Genomic DNA, 15,961 nt, shown 5'->3' with positions numbered 1-15,961 from the left:
GCTGGCGCTTCTTGCCGCTGGCGTTTGACGGATCGACGGGCACTGGTAGCCCCATCGCATCCCGCACTGGCTCCGTCCACACAACCTCATATCGCTTGACCGCTTTGCCTTTTCGGCGCTGGGTTGTGTCATAAGCGCGTATGTATGCCATCTCAGGCCACACCCTCTCGTTGGAGCACTCGCCGCACGGTCGCGTAGTGCCACCGCTCTCCGCCGCCTGGTGTTGGCACGCCTGCTTCGTCCAGGCACGTTGCAATTGCCTTCGGCCCCATCCCTTCGTCGCGTCGCATCAGCACGATTTCTTCCACAATGAAAGGTGCGATCCGACTCGGCCGGCCAAGCTTCTTACCCTCACGCCTTGCACGCGCCAACCCTTCGCGCGTCCGCAAGCTGATTCGTCTGCGTTCTTCCGCTGCCACGGCGAGGCGTATGTCTGCCGTCAGCCGCTGGCTCGGGTCGCTGCTGTCTGCGTTGTCGCAATCCATCAGCCGCCATCCGCGCTTCTCTGCTCGCTTGTACAGTTCTGCTGCGTCGAGCTGGTCGCGGGTTGCACGGTCAAGCGCACGCACCAGCAACCCGTCCGCCAGACCGGCTTCGACCGCAGCGATGGCGACTGCTCGCCCGTGCATCTGCTCCGCCTTGCTACCGCTGATGACGTCGTTCGTCACTGTCAGCAGCTCGTGGCCCCTCGATGCGCAATATTGTTGCAGCACTTCGCCTTGCGATCGGAGTCCGTAGCCCTTGACACTCTGCTCTGCAGTTGACACCCGCGCGTACCCAATCAACCGCAGCGGCAATACCTGTTGTACTGCGGCATCTTTCGTGCCGTCGGCTGGTACCACCTCTCGCGGGATGGGCGCGCTGCCTGATGCCAGGGCGCGCCGTAGTGCTTCGGCGCGGTTGGACGATGTGCTCATCGTTCTTCCCTTCACTCTGTTCTGCCAGGTCGCCCGGCGTCGGAATCGTTTAACGACCGTTTTCAGGTTTTCGACGCCGCTTACGTTACGCCAGCGATCTGCAATCAGTATCCGAATGATGTTCAGCCACTTCATATCTAGGCTTGCCGAGCCGTAGTCGCCGTAGCTATCGGCGATCGACCGTGCGCAGCAGCGTCGCCTACCCACCTAGCTCCAACGCTCCCCATGCTGAAGGGCATCTAGCAGTCGTTCGGCGGGTCGCTCCTTTCATCTCGTTACGATGGCGGCTGGCGTTTCTCCAGCACAGCCGAGTCAGGCATCGCACTTACAGCCAAGGCGCCGGTTCGGTGAGGCGAAATAGACGTCGCGAGAGAGGTATTCGGCAAGTGGCTAAATTGAGTTAGCGGCTATTAACTGACCCTCCCTCGTCCTCCGGTTGCATGCCCGGCCGACGATGCCCGGCCCTATAGGACGAGCCGGAGGGCCGGAAACGGCCCTCTCCGGCGCCCTTTCGATCCTCGACGGACGATATGCGGCCGATGCCCGGCTATCCGGGCCGGACATCGTTTCCGCACGTAAATGCAGCTCCAAGCAGGTATCTCCGGCTGCTCCGCGCAGTCGCGGCCGGGCATCGTTTTTCGGGCCGGGGATACCCGGCCGATGCCCGGCCGGAGGCCTTCCCGAACCGACCGGCGGTTGTGCGTAGGCTCGTCTGGCTACTTGGCTGCAGCTGCATCATCGAACACTCCCGTTGTCCGAACCGAACAGAAAACCGTTGTCGCGAACCTTCCAAACCTGCTTGTTACGAGTGCGACCGTCGCTGCCAAAGGGCAGCTTGTCGCTGGTTTGATAGATGCGCTTGTCGCCTTCCAGAACAGACCACGCCTCGCGGAAGTTTTTCTGGTGCATCGCGTACTGTTTGGCGAGCGCTTCGGTAGAACTGGTCTTCGACATCTCCGGATGCGTCGAAATCCAATCGGCAACTATCTCTTTGCGCCCCTCAAGCGTCCGCGCCCCGCTGTCTTGAGGACTTGAGCCGTCGTCTCCCACGTGTACGGTCCACGATATTTCGCCGTCGTGCGTTCCGGTGTCAGGATCGAACGCCCCCAGATGCCAATCGATGTCGCACTCGCGCCCGCCCCACTGGCGAGAGTTGAAGCTCACGCGTAACGAGAAGTCTCCTTTGTCGACCTCGGGTGGGTGCCGGTGGTACCTGGTAATCCAACTGTCTGCGTTTTCCGCCTGGCCGGCCATCGAAATCATGTCCAGGTCATTGCCTTTGCCCGCAGTCGAGCGATAGTGGTCAGTCATCAGCGACGTCGCGCCTTCGCACTGGCGTCGCACGAACCTGTGGAACCCGTCGATTGCCTGCCCTCGCTGGTACAGGTTGGACGCTTCGACGTCTGCGGGGTGGAAGTTGTAGAACGACTCGATCAACACCAGGTCTGGCTGCGCGGTGTCCAACATGCCCTTCAGCTCGTCACTGAACCGCTTCTCGCTCATCGGAGCGGCACCGAAAGCAACCTGCAGCGGGAATGCGGGGTCGCGAGCTACATCAGCTGGGTCCACGCCATATGCGCGGCACATCCGTCGCAGCTTTCGACGCACATCGGACTCGCCGCCCTCGCCAACGATGTACAGCACTCGGCGTGAGCTGGCCACCTCAAATTGGTTGTGGTTGTACAGGTTTTGTCCGGTGGCGACTGCTAACGCGATCGCTTGGTTTTCGTGAGTCTTAAGAGACTTTTTCGGGCCAGCAACGACTCCAAACGTATCTCCGACTAGCACCCCTCGAATCAAGAACGCCGGTTTCGGCACGGGCTTTGCCCATTCGTCAGCCGACATTAGTTTGAAGATGGACCCCCGCTCACCGTTGGTAACCGTTGTGTGTGCTGTTCGTTTTGACGCCTGGGCCATTCGGTTCGCGAGGGTGCCAGGCGTGTCAGGGTTCCACCGTCCGCCAGGGCCGAAGGCTTCGTGGGCTAGCGCCCAGTCAGCGAGGTCTGCGTCTGACGTTGGGTCGCCTGCGATCAATCGGCTACCGGAGCGGAGCATGGAGTCGAACTCCTCGCCCGCAGCGTTCGGACCGGCACGATTCGCGACCTCACGCACAAACGCGGCTCGAAGCTCACCGATCGCATCTCGCACGCCGGAAGACCCTTGCTCCCCCATGCGCAGTAGGCGGTTGAGTGTTGTGCGAGCCGCCTCGTGGCGAGACGAAGGCAGTTCCTGCAGCCCTCTGGCCAGAACTTCGAGTACGTCCGCGCCCGCAGGTCCTGCGGGGAGTGCGTCGAGAAGCGCGATTCCTGCCGTCTCGTCTGCCTTCTCCGTCGGGTTCGCTGCGCGCGCGGTAAGAACCTGCACGATCGCAGGGTTCAAGTCCGCTAGGTCTTCCGGGCGGGGTGGCACGCTCGCCTCTTCCCCCTCCGGGCTCTGCCAGCGGTACTGACGGCCGTCCGGATGTACTGAGGGCCAGACGACCGAGTAGCGATGGGAGGCGTGAATTAACTCGACACCTGGTCCGACGTTGCTGGGCCATTCCAACCCGTCGGGTACCCGATAGAACATCTGCCGACTGCCATCCTGCCGCGATGTCGAAGACCACGTCGCCGCAAGTGAGGCTGCGGCCTCCTGCTCCAATTCCGCGATCGTTCCCATCCCCGGCTTCTCGTCATAGCAATCGACGTCAATCGCGATGACGTTGTCAGGCAGGCGAAGTAGCAGATTGCCGCCGGGGTGGGTCTTGGCCAGTTCTTTGAGCCTGTTAGCGGTAGGTCTGGCGCTACCACGCCCAGTCAGCCCTTTCGGCGGCGGCTTCTTCTTGCCTCTCGGGAGAGGTAGAGGCGAGTCCCAACCCCTGGACAGATACACAGGATAGGCGTCTGCGTAAGTGGCACCAGAAGGCACTGGGTGTCGCGAAACGGGGTGCTGTAGCGTCGCGGTTTCAGCGGGAGGTAGCGGCGGTTCATGCGATAGACTCATAGTTGCGGTTCTTTCTGCAGCACAGGGGAATTCGTTACGTCGATCGCGTCGACGTCAACTGGTGGGCCAGGTTGCTTCCTACATAAGCTCCTGGCCCACCAGGTTGTGATGGAGGTCAGTACCACTTTTGTTCTGGGTGGCCGACTTGTGCGAGGAAGTCGTCGTTGCCCATGAACGTCAAGACGTTTGGATCAAGGTCATCGTCGTCGTAGTACGGCCGTTCGATCTTTCGCATGCACCACACGCATACCGGGAAGACATGGACACGTTGGCCCCGCCCGACTACCAAAGCTTGGTCCGGATGCGAACCCCGATCATGACGTAGCTGGTTGTCGAGCAAGGGGCAGAAGAGACACTCAGACGCAAACAGGCTCATCAGCCGAATGACTATGCGAGATAACGGCCAAGCAAATGCTGGCTCACATTCTTCGCCCGCCAACGGGATCCCGACGTCCGCGATGGTCGACGGAATCTCGATCACGGGATTCGGAATGATTGGAAACGCAACCGATGCCGCGGTTCGGTTCTCACCACCCGTCACTCTCGGCGCTCCCTTGCCGTGCAGCACGACCTCCACCTGCCCCGCACGCCCGAGTCCAACAGACTCCAGCAGCTCGGCATATCGGTCGACTCGGTCCTGGGCGAGCCAGCGGGTTTCGGTCCGGTCGACTATCTGCTCGTCTGAGTAACCATCGGCCCGCCACGGCGCAGGGCCCCGACGGGTGAGATTCGAATGGATGTAGGAGAGCACGGCAACCAATAGTGAATAGTCGGCCAGGGTGAAGGGCCCCTTGACATAGTTCTCCACGATTGGGCCGACAATCGGGTTGCTTCCCGCCCCCGACGACAACCGCGCCGTTAGTCGCAGGCTCGCCTCATCTGCCTCAATCTCAGGATTGGCCAGGCTTCGCCGTTCGCGACGTCGATCCAACTCGAATCTTCTGGTGAGTTCAGCTCTACGTCCAGGGGTCAGATTAGCGCTCATGCGGCACCACCAGAAGCAACCGACTTGCGCTTCGACGCGAACCAGGCGTCCAAATCGGCTTCGGAATACCACCTTTGATGAGCAAAAATCACGACCGGGAGCCGCCCGGCTTCCGTTTCACTCTTGATGTAGCGACCACTGCATTGCACCCCGTATTTCTCGGCGATGCGGCCAGCGGCTGACTGCTCTCCACGGTAGTGCTGATTCTGAGTTTCCACGATGCCCTCCTGGGTAGGGCAGGAGAACGCAAGCACGCTCCCCTGACCAGCTTGTCAGTTGATGCGTGCCTGTTTTCGCTAGTTGCCTCAGTGCGTGCCCAGAAGTCTGGGGCCGCTCATGCACCTCTAACGGCGTTCACGGAGGGGGGTCCACCTCCCTCGCGGTCTTACCAAGCAACTGCGGTTTCGTGTCTCTTCAGTAACGTCGTTGCGTATCGCAGCGGGCCCGCCTGCGCGACCCGGTACTCCCGAGCGTACTCGTTCCGACGCGCGGCGTCTACTATCGACCTGTCGGGAGTGACTGCTACACAGTCGTTTTGGCATTTCTGAGGCTTTTCTCGCGGTAGGTAGGTACGCGGCAGTCCGTCGAAACTCGCGAGGCGGCGTCTCAGGGACGTAAGTTGTTCCGCTGCGGCGCAAACTCGCGTTTTATTGACTCGCGCGGCGAGTGCGTTTGGGCAGTGGAACGGTGGCCGGGCTGCCGGGGTGCGTGGCCTGCTTGACGATGGCGTCTTCTATGGTCTCCGAAGCGATCTGCCCGAGGTATCGATCACCCCCGATAGTCGCCGAAGCAACAGCGGTCACGCGACCGCGCCGACGCGAACTACGACCGGTGGGCGGCAACGAGAACTCGGCGTCGTCGTCATCACGACTCATGTGCGCACTCTTTCAAGGGAGGCCGAGCCGGCCAGCGGTAGGTGGGAGCACACCTATCGCTGACCGGCTGCGGCGTGCTGCTAGACAGGGAAGCTTGGGGCAACGTAGGTCGAACCCGTCGTCACCTGAATCGCAGCGGCAGCGCCACGGCGACGGGTACCCACACCAAACGAACGCTGCAAGAAGCTGTTCTGCAGTGGGTATTGGTCCGCGCCGCCGATCGCACGAAGGCCCTGGTAAGCAGTGTTCGGGTGCTGCCGGATGGCGATCGGGTTGAGTTCCGAGTTCGGGCCACCGGTAGCGACCACGGCCACATAGCCATTTGGCACGAAGTTCGTCTTGATAACAAATGCCTCGCCGTACGAACCGTAAACGGGTAACCCCTTGTAGCTGCCCGGCGCTTGCTGGCCGACGATGACTTCTTCGGTGAGGTAGGCCGGTGCAGACGCGCTTAGAACAAAGTCGAACTTGGCGACCGGGCCTTTGGCCTCGGGGTCTACCGCCAACTCTTCGGCAGTGGCGTCGCGGGAAGGCTCGCCGCGACGCCAGGTGCTGATCACGTCGGCTTCGAACTCATTGCACAAGATCACCAGCTGAGCTCCTGCTGAAGGACCGTAGCCTTTGCTGGTGATGGCTTTGATCGCATCCTCGATGTCCTTGCTATCCAGAACCGTTGTGCCGGTGGTGAAGTAGTGCGTCGTATCCACCGGGAACTCTCGGCCCATGTACGGCGGAGGTGCGATGCCGTCGTCGCCGGTGTACAGCCCGTAGACGGTTGTGGCGTCTTCGTTGGCAGAAGGGGCAGGGTCGAAGAGCCGACTCAGAACGGAGCCGGTCAGCAGGCGGTTGTCGGCCTCGATCGCTTCGGTGAAGTTCGCGGCTAGTTGCCGGGAGTCTGCGTCTCGCAGGTAGCGCCAGGTCGTGGCCAGTCGCAGGTCGTAGTCGTCGAAGGTGTAGCCAAGGCGGAGCGGTGTTGCATCGGCGCGACCCGATTGAGGAACGCCGAACTCAGATGCCTGCTCGAACTTCATCTGACCGAGGGTCTGCGGTACCGCTTCCCCCTTTCGGGTTGTGTAGTAGCTGAGCAGGGAAGCGATGGTCGTTCGTTCGCTGTTCCACAGCTCGAGGACATCGGCCCACTCGTCCCAGATTTCGTTAAGGTCGATGCCATCGACAGTTTGGTTGACGAGAACGTCGCCTTGCGAGCTGATGCCTCGACGCACTGGACGTTCGGAGCCGAAGATCGGCTTGAGGTAGGCATCGACGTTGGGATAGATCAAGTTGTGAGACATGAGGGCTCCAAGGGTGAATGACTGAAATGAGGGTGTGTTCTCACTCCGGGCCACCAGCCTCGGGAGCTGCGCGCTCTGCGCCGCACTAACACGAACTGCTGCCGTCCGTCTCCGACGAATCGACTAGGCCGATTATAGCGACCGTGAGTCCGTACCGGGCCGAGGGTCGTTCCGTATCAGTCCTCGACGTCGAGGCCGTCGAGCAACTGCCCCGGCGTGGTCTGCAAACCCGCTGAAAGCTTGAGAATGTTCTCAATACGGGCGCTGCGTTGACCGCGTTCCACCTGGCCCAAGTAGGTCCAGTGCACCCCGATCTCCTGCGCGGCGTCTTCCTGGCTCCAACCGAGTTCCACCCTTCGGGCACGCACCCGAGCGCCAAACGCGGCGAGCGTGGCGTTCAGGGGCGGCTTCGGCGTGGCAGACATGTCCAGGCAAGCTCATACGTCTAGCGCACATCGGCCCAGAGTAGAAACGTCGTATCTCCAGCTCAGGCGCCATTTCTTACCGTATGCTTCCCTGCGGCGGCCAGGAGCCCCGCCAAGGAGACGACGGAAGGCCTTAGCAAATGAGTGAAGAAGCAGTCGTTATTGTCATCGCAGTAGTCCAGTTCGCGTGCGGCTGGATCGCTGCCGAGCTCGCCGCGCGCAAAGACCGGAGCTTCGCGGCGTTTTTCTTTGTCGGTGCCCTACTCGGACTCATCGGAATCGTCATCGCTGCCGCCGTCACAGGCACACCCGCTGCGCCACCTGGAATGAAAGCCGTCACCTGCCCTCGCTGCAACGCCCGCCAGAACATTGAGCGGAACCGATCTACCTTCGATTGCTGGCAATGCAAGACCCACATCACGGTCAACAGCGCCAAAGCGAAGCCCACAACAGGAAAGCGCGAGGACTGGCGCGAGTGGCTCGGGAAGGACTAACCGTCAGCAGGTTCCGGGGCCGCGCAGGATGCCTGTGGCCAGTGCGATGATCGCGATATGAGTGGTTCAGGCTGGCGCGTAGTTATCGAAGACGACGGACAGCTGCGGGCGCTGTGCAAGATCCAATCACTCGCAGACGGCGGATACTCGGTGCTCTGTCCATATCACGAAGCCCGCGAAGGATGGCTCTTCAAGCTCCCCGTAGGACTTGGCTACGGCCCTCGCAAGGGGAAATGGATATCGGCCGACGACGCCGTTCACTACACGGCTTCTGACCGCGCCAAGCTGTCGCATCATCGGGACGGTCTTGTGCAGTTCAGTAGCGAGGTCAAGGGGAAGATTCGGTCGGGAATCAATCCACTCGGAATCCCGAAGGGGATTGGCGTATTTTCGGTACCAATCGATGTGGGAGTACCGACCGGCCCCGCGTTTGGAATATCCGCCTGGGGCCTGCACGACTACAAGAGGGTCGAGGTACCGCGAACGTCCGACTTGGTGTTCCGTCAGGAAGATATGGGCGACTTTCTATGCACACCAAGTACGTCAAATGGCTACTCGTTGGAGGGGTGGCTACTCCACGGACGGTGGCGGCCAGGCATCTACGGGGAGTCCGGGGACAAGCGAATTCGACAGGGTGGGACGTCGCCCTCTGGTGAGCCAACATCGAGGGAGCTACGCGTTGTGGAACTACGAGGAACTAAGTCGTTCCTCGGGGTGCACGTCAGCAGGATGTTTCATAGTTTTCCAGGACCTTCTGGATTTCTGTTCGGTGGGTCACGGAACCGTAGCGGAGATCAAATTGTCGCTACGTACCCCAGGCCGGACGGGACCTATTCCGACGCCGAGAGCCTCGACTACACCCCAGAAACTTAACGCCGTAAAGCAACCTAGGTTAGGGCCTGAGCATCCTTTGCTGTCCGCGCTCTTCCGAGCACGATCACACCGTCGGTGTGGTCGACTTCGAAAGTTGCGCGCTGATCGAAGAGCGTCGCGGTGACCTTGTCGCCCTGAGAGCCGCCGCCCAGGACGAGACGCCTGCCAATCACCCCGGCATCACCCCGGCGACCGGGGGCAATACCGGACCGACCTCAGCAGATCGCGAACCGGCCGGAAGCGACCTCTTCCGACCCCATTTGCGCTGTTCAAGACGCTCTGCCGCCCCTTGAGACGAGCATTTACGCAGGTTGTGCGCCTGCGCGTTTCTGCCTGTACTACGGACTTTTAATCCGCAGGTCCTCGGTTCGAGCCCGAGAGGGGGCACCACCCTTTTGAACCCGACATTTGCTGCACGAAAGACAGTTTGTTTCGCAGACAAAACGGCGGCCTGGATGCGATTGTCATCCCGGTCGCCGAGCAGAGTGCGCATCGGCGATCAGATCAGTTCGAACATCGCCGAAAGGAACTTCATGTCGTCTTCTGAACTCGCCCTCACCGCACTGCTGGCATTCATCGGCCCCATCCTGGCGCTCTACGCCAACGGCAGCTGACACCGAGGCGCGTGCCTGGGTGTCGACGCGCCACCCGGGCATGGCTCGCCGCTGCCTCACTGGCCACACCACGGACGGCCGTCAGACCGCGTCGTCAGACAAAGCTCGCTTCGATGGCCTCGCGATCGCGGACCTCATCAGTCCCCAACTGATACGTCGGGAGCGTGTGTGCCGACGTCGTGCCGCCCGCAACCCTCGCCTTGGCTTCCTCGAACTCGGGTGCGGTTCCCATCGCCAGATGTAGACCATTGAGCGAACTCCAGACCGCGGTTCGGCGCGCAGCGCGCTCGAGGGAATTGGGCGGGCGATACATCACCAGCTGGGCCGCCCACGTCGGCATCGTGTCGCGGATGGCCCAATCGACCGCCGCGGGAACAGGGTCGACGAGGTTGACGCCGGTGGCCACCGCATTCCCGTGTGTCATCGCCAATCGGGGCAGGTACGACTTCAGGCAGTCGAGCGTCTCGGCCTTGGTGGTCGGCAGATCCGTACCGCCCAGGGCGTGCCCCACCCGGACGAACTCGCGGTAGTACTCGTCGAGGTCTGCCCCGCGCAGCGGCTTCGGATGGTAGATCTCGTGTGCGGTGGCAATCCCCCACACCACCGTCGCATAGTTCCACCGCAACCACTCCGGGTCGTCGGCATCGTACGAGAGACCATCCGGCCGAACACCTTTGATGGTGTGGTGCATCGACCGCACGGTCTTGGCCAGACGTTCGGCGGTCTCGGTGGATCCGTAGGCGGTGCCGATGAAGAAGGCAACCGAATGCCCGAGGCGCACCGCGAGCCCGGCGGGGTCCAGTTGTCCGGTGGGTTCACCGCGAGCATCCTTCTGGACCAGCCGTGAATGGTGCATGCCCATCCAGAAGATGCTGGGATCAAGCCGTTCGAGGTACGAGGCGCACTGCAGGCCGAAGATCAACACCGGCGTGTGCGAGTGCACGTGCCACGTTGCACTGTCTGGGCCGAACCAGCCCGGATCACCTTCTGGACCGGCGAACTCCATGCCCCGGAAGTACTTGCTGCGGATGTCCTTGTCGAAGCGCTGATTGAGCCATTGGCCGGCTACTTGGTGCGGCAGTAGAGCAAGCATGGATCGATTCACTCTCGGTTTGGCGACGTGTGTCTCCACAATAGGGTCTGGTTACGGTCGTGACCAGACTTCTCTTTGATTCGACTGGGGCTGGAAGTACGCTTTGCCCATGTCGACCCCCACCCGATGGGCCGGCGTTCCGCTGACCGATCGTCGCGCCGAACGCCGCACACTGCTCGTCGACGCCGGGTTCGCGCTGTTCGGGTCGGGCGGCGAGGCCGCACTCTCGGTCCGTTCGGTCTGCCGCGAGTGCGAGTTGAACACCCGCTACTTCTACGAGAGCTTCGCCGACACCGACGAATTGCTCGGCGCTGTGTACGACCGGGTCGCCGTTGCACTGGCGACAACCGTCGAACAGGCGATGGCCGACGCCGGCGATTCGGTCCCGGACCGCACGCGTGCCGGCATCCGGGCGGTCCTCGGCTTCAGCTCTGAAGACCCACGCCGCGGCCGGGTGCTGTTCACCGACGCCCGAGCAAATCCCGTCCTGGCGGCGAGACGCGCTGTGGCACAAGATGTTCTGCGTGAACTGGTGCTGACCGAAAGTGGTCAGGTGTTCCCTGATTCAGATCCCGTGGCCACCAGGGTCGGCGCGGCGATGTACACCGGCGCGATGGCCGAACTCGCGCAGGACTGGCTCGCAGGACACCTCGGAGACGACCTCGACGCGGTGGTGAAACACGCGTTTCGTCTGGTGATGCGCTCGGCGCCGGCAGAAAAGTAGACCTCTCGTCGGTCACACCGATGAATTCGGGGAGATCTCAGGGTCATTCCTGATGGATCCGTCCCGGCCCCTGGGCAAGGATGGGATTCGTCCCGCTCGCCATCTCGCCCCGGAGGCCGACCGCTATGGACCGTTACACGTCATTCATCATCCGTCGCCGATGGCTTGTGATCGGCACCTGGATTGCGGTGCTGATCGCCGCGATCGCCGCAGCGGCCATGTGGGCCGGCCCCACCACCACAGCGTTCACCAACGACACCCGGACGGAGTCGGGTAAGGCCGGTGAACTCCTCGAACGCGCCGGCCAAGGTGACCAGGCGACCGCTGGTCAGATCGTCATAGCCGCGTCTAACGACATCCCCGGCGGTGTCCGCAACGCAGAGGTGACCCAGGCCGTGGAAGGCCTTGCCGGCGAAATCCGTTCGAGTTCCTCGGACGTGACCGTCGGCGACCCCTATGGACAGGGTGCACAGATCTCACCGGACGGACGCATCTCCATCACCTCCCTCGACCTCGGCACCGGGACCGACTCGGTGGTGCAAGACCGCGTCGACACCATCAAGGAGATCGCAGACAGCGCCGACATCCCCGGCGTGGCAGTGGAATTCAGTGATCCGCGCTTCGACGAGGTGCCGCCGAGTGGGACATCCGAAGGCATCGGCGTACTGCTGGCTCTCATAATCCTGCTGATCGCATTCGGCTCGGTGATCGCCGCCGGCCTGCCGATCCTCTCGGCACTGTTCGGCGTGGGGGTGGGCGCGTCCGTGCTGTTCCTCTTCCAGAACGTCATGAATGTCCCCAACTTCGCGATCTCGGTGACGATGATCCTGGGCATCGGCGTCGGCATCGACTACGCACTGCTCATCGTCACCCGCTTCCGCTCGGGGCTTCACGAAGGTCTCGACACCGACGCGGCGGTCCGGACGGCGATGCTACGAGCCGGACGGTCGGTTGTGTTCGCAGGCTGCACGGTGATCATCGCCATGTGCGGCATCCTGATCTCCGGCGGCGACCTCGGACCGTCACTGACGTTCGCGGCCATCGCAGGCATTCTCGGCACGCTGATCGCGTCGGTGTCGCTACTGCCCGCGCTGCTGTCGGTGATCGGTACCCGGGTGAACAGCCTGTCTCTGCACTGGTTGCGCAAACGCCGCGGCAAAGACCCCGACAAGGCCCTGGAAGGCGTGTGGGCGAGTAAGTGGAGCCGGCGCATCCAACAGCGACCGTGGGTCGGCGTGGCCACCGCGGTGCTCATCCTGGTGATCCTGTCGATCCCGGCGTTCTCCCTCCGCCTCGGTTTCTCCGACGCGGGGAACCGGTCGACCGACGCGACCACCCGCGTCGCCTACGACTACGTCACCGAAGGCTTTGGTGTCGGTGCCAACGGCCCGCTCGTGCTGGTCGCCGAATACCCCGACGGAACCGACCCGCAGGCGGCCCTCGGAACGTTGCAGGAGCGGATCCAGGCGGATCCCGATGTCGCGCAAGGTGGGGTCACTCCCCCCATCCCCGTCGGCCAGGTCGACGGCAGCCAGATCGCCGTGATGTCGGTGAACCCGGCCACCGGGCCGCAGGACGAGGCGACCACCGAACTCATCGAACGCCTGCGCAGCGAGGTGATCCCGGACAGCCTGGGACCCGACTCCGACATCTCGGTCAGTGTCACCGGCATCACCGCCGGCGCGATCGACTATGCCGACATCACACTCGAGTTGCTCCCGTGGACGATCGCAGCTGTGCTGGCGGCCGCATTCGTGCTGCTGGTGCTGGCCTTCCGGTCGATCGTGGTCCCGGTCAAGGCCGTGATCGTCAACGTGCTGTCGCTCGGCGCCGCCTACGGAGTGATCGTCGCGATCTTCCAATGGGGTTGGGCCGGTTCACTGTTCGGGGTCGGCCGGGCGGGTCCCATCGATGCCTGGGTACCGATCATGTTGTTCGTCACGGCAATCGGGCTCTCGATGGACTACGAGGTGTTCCTCGTCTCGCGCATCAAAGAGCGCTTCGAGCGGACCGGGGACGCCACCACGTCGGTGGCCGAAGGGCTTGCCAGCACGGCCCGCGTGATCACCTGCGCCGCTCTCATCATGGTCTGCGTGTTCCTGTCGCTGGCCTTCATGCCCGATCGGAGCCTGAAGATCCTCGGGGTCGGACTCGCTGTCGCGGTGTTCATCGACGCCAGCATCGTCCGATTGCTGCTGGTGCCCTCCACAATGGAGATCCTCGGCAAGGCCAACTGGTGGTTCCCGTCCTGGTTGAGCTGGCTGCCCCGCGTCGACGGTTCGCACGATGACGACATCCCCGATGTCCGGTCGAGCGACGACGGCTCTCGCGACACCGCCCCGCGCGCCCCCGCGGACGCGGAGGGCAAACTGGTGAAGTGAGATCCATAGATCCGTTGACCGCACCGGTGGCGCCCGCGGAGGCTCTGCGCCGAATCGCCCTGCTCCTCGAACGGGCTCGCGAACGCACCTACCGCGTCGAAGCATTTCGCAAAGCGCTCAAGGTGGTGGCAGGCCTCAGCGACGACGAGTTGGCCGACAAGGTCAGGCGGCGCACACTCACCGACCTGCCCGGCATCGGCAAGACCACCGCCGCCGTCATCACTCAGGCCGTCTCGGGCGAGGTACCGGACTATCTGAAAGCGTTGCAGGACGAGCAATCCGCACCTCTCGCCACCGGTGGCACCGACCTCTACGCGATGACCAAGGGCGACCTGCACAGCCATTCGGACTGGAGCGACGGCGGATCCCCGATCGACGAGATGGTGCTCACCGCGATCGACCTGGGTCAGGACTGGATGGCCCTGACCGATCATTCGCCACGGCTCACCGTCGCCAATGGCCTGTCGGTGGAACGTTTACGCAAGCAACTGCACGTGGTCGACGGCATCAACGACACACTCGGAGAACGTTTTCGCCTGTTCCGCGGCATCGAGGTCGACATCCTCGACGACGGGTCGCTCGACCAGACCGAAGAGATGCTGGGTGAACTCGACATCGTCACCGCGTCGGTGCATTCCAAGTTGAAGATGGATGCCGGACCGATGACCCGGCGCATGGTCGCCGCAGTGCGCAACCCCTACGTGAACGTGCTCGGCCACTGCACCGGGCAACTCGTCACCGGGGGGCGGGGCAAACGCGCCAGGTCGGTGTTCGACGCCCGGGCGGTGTTCGAGGCATGCGCCGAATCCAACACCGCGGTGGAGATCAACTCGCGCCCTGAACGAGTCGATCCCCCAGACGAACTCATCGAATTGGCGATGGAGGCCGGCTGTCTGTTCGCGATCGACTCCGACGCGCACGCACCAGGCCAACTCGACTTCAAGGCCCTCGGATGCGAACGGGCAGAGCAACACGGCATCCCCCCCGAGCGCATCGTCACGACCTGGCCGGCCGACGAGGTGCTGCAGTGGGCCGCCGGCTCGCGCAACTGAGCCCGAGCCGCGTCACGAGATGATGTCGTCGAGCCAATCGAACATGCGCTGATCGGTCAACGCGCGGGCGAGCGGCTGACAATGAAAGTTGGCTCCCTCGTCCGCCGTGAAGTGGGACAACACGACCTTGCCGTTCAGCTTGTCGGCCAAGGCCTTTGACTGTCCTGGCCAGAACTGTTCGTCGTCGGGGTCGGTGATGAACAGCGGCGTGGTGATGGCTGCCGCCTCGTCATCGGAGATCCGGTACTTGAGCACCTCTGCGAGCGTGTCGAAGTAGGTGTCCTTCTGGTAGGGACGCGCCCGGAAGTTCCACATCCGAGAGTTCTTCTTGGAGAACTTCATCCCGGTGGCCATGTTGCGGTCGAACTTCTCGCGATTGCCCTGCTCGATGAGCTTGATCATGCTCTTGGGCATGTGCGCCAACCACGACGCCGACACGTCCACAACGCCCGGGTCGGCGATCGCCGCGACCAGCCGGTGCTCGAATGCAAGTGCGCGCGGAACCCAGTATCCGGCCTGACTGATGCCGTAGAGGGCGATCTTCGATTCGTCGACGTCGGCACGGGCGCCCAGGAAGTCGACGATCGGCGTGATCACGGCCTCCCAGTCATGACGAAAGGGCACCGACCGTTCGAACAACATCGACTGCTGGCCCGGCCCATCGAAGAACAGCACGTTGTATCCACGCTCGAGGGCACCTGCCCCGCCGCAAGTCCACAGACTGCTGATCGGGCCATCGCTTCCGTTGTTCAGGATCAGTGTCGGGCGAGGGCCGTCGCCGGAATGCCGTGGCTGGAAGAAGTATCCGGGAAGAGTGGTGTCTTCGTACGGTATGTCCACCCGTTCGGTCTTGTGCGGGGTGGCGTCGACAAAAGCGTCCCAGGAGTCGCGGTGCTTGCGGAACGTCGGCAGCAGCGCATCCTCGGAGTCGAGTTCATCAACCGAGTTGACCGCCGTGGCGTAGTACGTCGCGGCGCGCAGATACGCACGGGCAGCGCTCAGATCGTGGCCGGCAGCCCGCCCCGCCTCGGCCAGCGCCGTGATCCGGTCGCCGAGCCCGACCCACGCATCGAACCACTCCTGATGGGCACTCTCCCCCACCGTCGCGATGGCCGAGAGCACCTCACCGATGTCGGCGGCACCGTAGACGGACTGACCCAAGACGAGCCTGACCTCGAAATCGCGGTCCGGACTGCGGTAGAAACCTGCGTTGAAAGCCTCGTACGGGTGAGCGGAAAACGGCAGGGACGGCAT

14 protein-coding genes are annotated in these 15,961 nt (G+C 62.9%); 5 read left to right on the top strand and 9 right to left on the bottom strand.

Annotation, left to right across the window (positions count from 1 at the left end; translation table 11 throughout):
- Nucleotides 1-152: 152 nt before the first annotated feature.
- The 7 genes from WIMU1_RS05265 to WIMU1_RS05235 form a co-directional block, all read right to left on the bottom strand.
- Nucleotides 153-1,052, bottom strand: a complete 900-nt coding sequence (locus WIMU1_RS05265; RefSeq protein WP_245969114.1) for a recombinase family protein — start codon at nt 1,050-1,052, stop codon at nt 153-155.
- Between the two features lie 600 nt (nt 1,053-1,652).
- Nucleotides 1,653-3,899, bottom strand: a complete 2,247-nt coding sequence (locus tag WIMU1_RS26985; protein ID WP_084247998.1) for a bifunctional DNA primase/polymerase — start codon at nt 3,897-3,899, stop codon at nt 1,653-1,655.
- 115 nt (nt 3,900-4,014) lie between these two features.
- Nucleotides 4,015-4,884, bottom strand: coding sequence for a hypothetical protein (locus WIMU1_RS05255; RefSeq protein ID WP_147431423.1), 870 nt, complete (start codon nt 4,882-4,884; stop codon nt 4,015-4,017).
- The gene (locus tag WIMU1_RS05250) at nt 4,881-5,102 is read right to left on the bottom strand and encodes a hypothetical protein (protein WP_147431424.1); all 222 of its coding nucleotides are present in this window, start codon (nt 5,100-5,102) and stop codon (nt 4,881-4,883) included. The genes WIMU1_RS05255 and WIMU1_RS05250 overlap by 4 nt, the downstream gene beginning before the upstream one ends.
- A gap of 429 nt (nt 5,103-5,531) precedes the next feature.
- On the bottom strand, nt 5,532-5,759 hold the full coding sequence (locus WIMU1_RS05245; protein ID WP_062795382.1) for a hypothetical protein: 228 nt from the start codon (nt 5,757-5,759) through the stop codon (nt 5,532-5,534).
- 80 nt (nt 5,760-5,839) lie between these two features.
- Nucleotides 5,840-7,051: a hypothetical protein gene (locus WIMU1_RS05240; protein WP_062795381.1), complete on the bottom strand. Its 1,212-nt coding sequence runs from the start codon at nt 7,049-7,051 to the stop codon at nt 5,840-5,842.
- A 176-nt stretch (nt 7,052-7,227) separates the two neighbouring features.
- Nucleotides 7,228-7,476: a helix-turn-helix domain-containing protein gene (locus tag WIMU1_RS05235; RefSeq protein WP_062795380.1), complete on the bottom strand. Its 249-nt coding sequence runs from the start codon at nt 7,474-7,476 to the stop codon at nt 7,228-7,230.
- A gap of 140 nt (nt 7,477-7,616) precedes the next feature.
- Between WIMU1_RS05235 and WIMU1_RS05230 the strand changes: the two genes are divergently transcribed.
- On the top strand, nt 7,617-7,970 hold the full coding sequence (locus WIMU1_RS05230) for a hypothetical protein (protein ID WP_062795379.1): 354 nt from the start codon (nt 7,617-7,619) through the stop codon (nt 7,968-7,970).
- Between the two features lie 1,328 nt (nt 7,971-9,298).
- Complete coding sequence (locus tag WIMU1_RS26100; protein WP_157366784.1) at nt 9,299-9,457, top strand: hypothetical protein; 159 nt, start codon at nt 9,299-9,301, stop codon at nt 9,455-9,457.
- A 94-nt stretch (nt 9,458-9,551) separates the two neighbouring features.
- Here WIMU1_RS26100 and WIMU1_RS05220 read toward each other — a convergent pair whose 3' ends face one another.
- A complete protein-coding gene (locus WIMU1_RS05220) occupies nt 9,552-10,550 on the bottom strand; it encodes an oxygenase MpaB family protein (protein WP_062795378.1) in 999 nt (332 codons plus the stop codon).
- 109 nt (nt 10,551-10,659) lie between these two features.
- Between WIMU1_RS05220 and WIMU1_RS05215 the strand changes: the two genes are divergently transcribed.
- The 3 genes from WIMU1_RS05215 to WIMU1_RS05205 all read left to right on the top strand — a co-directional run bounded on the left by WIMU1_RS05215 (nt 10,660) and on the right by WIMU1_RS05205 (nt 14,707).
- The gene (locus WIMU1_RS05215; protein WP_062795377.1) at nt 10,660-11,274 is read left to right on the top strand and encodes a TetR/AcrR family transcriptional regulator; all 615 of its coding nucleotides are present in this window, start codon (nt 10,660-10,662) and stop codon (nt 11,272-11,274) included.
- 125 nt (nt 11,275-11,399) lie between these two features.
- Nucleotides 11,400-13,655: an MMPL family transporter gene (locus WIMU1_RS05210; RefSeq protein ID WP_062795376.1), complete on the top strand. Its 2,256-nt coding sequence runs from the start codon at nt 11,400-11,402 to the stop codon at nt 13,653-13,655.
- Nucleotides 13,652-14,707, top strand: a complete 1,056-nt coding sequence (locus WIMU1_RS05205) for a PHP domain-containing protein (protein ID WP_062795375.1) — start codon at nt 13,652-13,654, stop codon at nt 14,705-14,707. Before WIMU1_RS05210 ends, WIMU1_RS05205 begins: the two co-directional genes overlap by 4 nt.
- A 12-nt stretch (nt 14,708-14,719) precedes the next feature.
- Here WIMU1_RS05205 and WIMU1_RS05200 read toward each other — a convergent pair whose 3' ends face one another.
- Entirely contained in the window at nt 14,720-15,961 is a 1,242-nt protein-coding gene (locus WIMU1_RS05200; protein WP_062795374.1) for an alpha/beta hydrolase family protein, read from the bottom strand.

Source organism: Williamsia muralis NBRC 105860 (genome assembly GCF_001598915.1).
In the GTDB taxonomy this organism is placed as follows: Bacteria; Actinomycetota; Actinomycetes; order Mycobacteriales; family Mycobacteriaceae; genus Williamsia; species Williamsia muralis.
Note: the sequence above shows the minus strand (reverse complement) of the source record. Positions and strands in the feature narration are given on the sequence as shown.

Excerpts from the sequence above, each read along its gene's own strand:
- WIMU1_RS26100 (WP_157366784.1), top strand. The coding sequence starts at position 9,299 with ATGCGATTGTCATCCCGGTCGCCGAGCAGAGTGCGCATCGGCGATCAG.
- WIMU1_RS26985 (WP_084247998.1), bottom strand. The coding sequence starts at position 3,899 with ATGAGTCTATCGCATGAACCGCCGCTACCTCCCGCTGAAACCGCGACG.
- WIMU1_RS05200 (WP_062795374.1), bottom strand. The coding sequence starts at position 15,961 with ATGCCGTCCCTGCCGTTTTCCGCTCACCCGTACGAGGCTTTCAACGCA.
- WIMU1_RS05215 (WP_062795377.1), top strand. The coding sequence starts at position 10,660 with ATGTCGACCCCCACCCGATGGGCCGGCGTTCCGCTGACCGATCGTCGC.
- WIMU1_RS05230 (WP_062795379.1), top strand. The coding sequence starts at position 7,617 with ATGAGTGAAGAAGCAGTCGTTATTGTCATCGCAGTAGTCCAGTTCGCG.
- WIMU1_RS05235 (WP_062795380.1), bottom strand. The coding sequence starts at position 7,476 with ATGTCTGCCACGCCGAAGCCGCCCCTGAACGCCACGCTCGCCGCGTTT.
- WIMU1_RS05220 (WP_062795378.1), bottom strand. The coding sequence starts at position 10,550 with ATGCTTGCTCTACTGCCGCACCAAGTAGCCGGCCAATGGCTCAATCAG.
- WIMU1_RS05245 (WP_062795382.1), bottom strand. The coding sequence starts at position 5,759 with ATGAGTCGTGATGACGACGACGCCGAGTTCTCGTTGCCGCCCACCGGT.
- WIMU1_RS05210 (WP_062795376.1), top strand. The coding sequence starts at position 11,400 with ATGGACCGTTACACGTCATTCATCATCCGTCGCCGATGGCTTGTGATC.
- WIMU1_RS05255 (WP_147431423.1), bottom strand. The coding sequence starts at position 4,884 with ATGAGCGCTAATCTGACCCCTGGACGTAGAGCTGAACTCACCAGAAGA.
- WIMU1_RS05265 (WP_245969114.1), bottom strand. The coding sequence starts at position 1,052 with ATGAAGTGGCTGAACATCATTCGGATACTGATTGCAGATCGCTGGCGT.
- WIMU1_RS05240 (WP_062795381.1), bottom strand. The coding sequence starts at position 7,051 with ATGTCTCACAACTTGATCTATCCCAACGTCGATGCCTACCTCAAGCCG.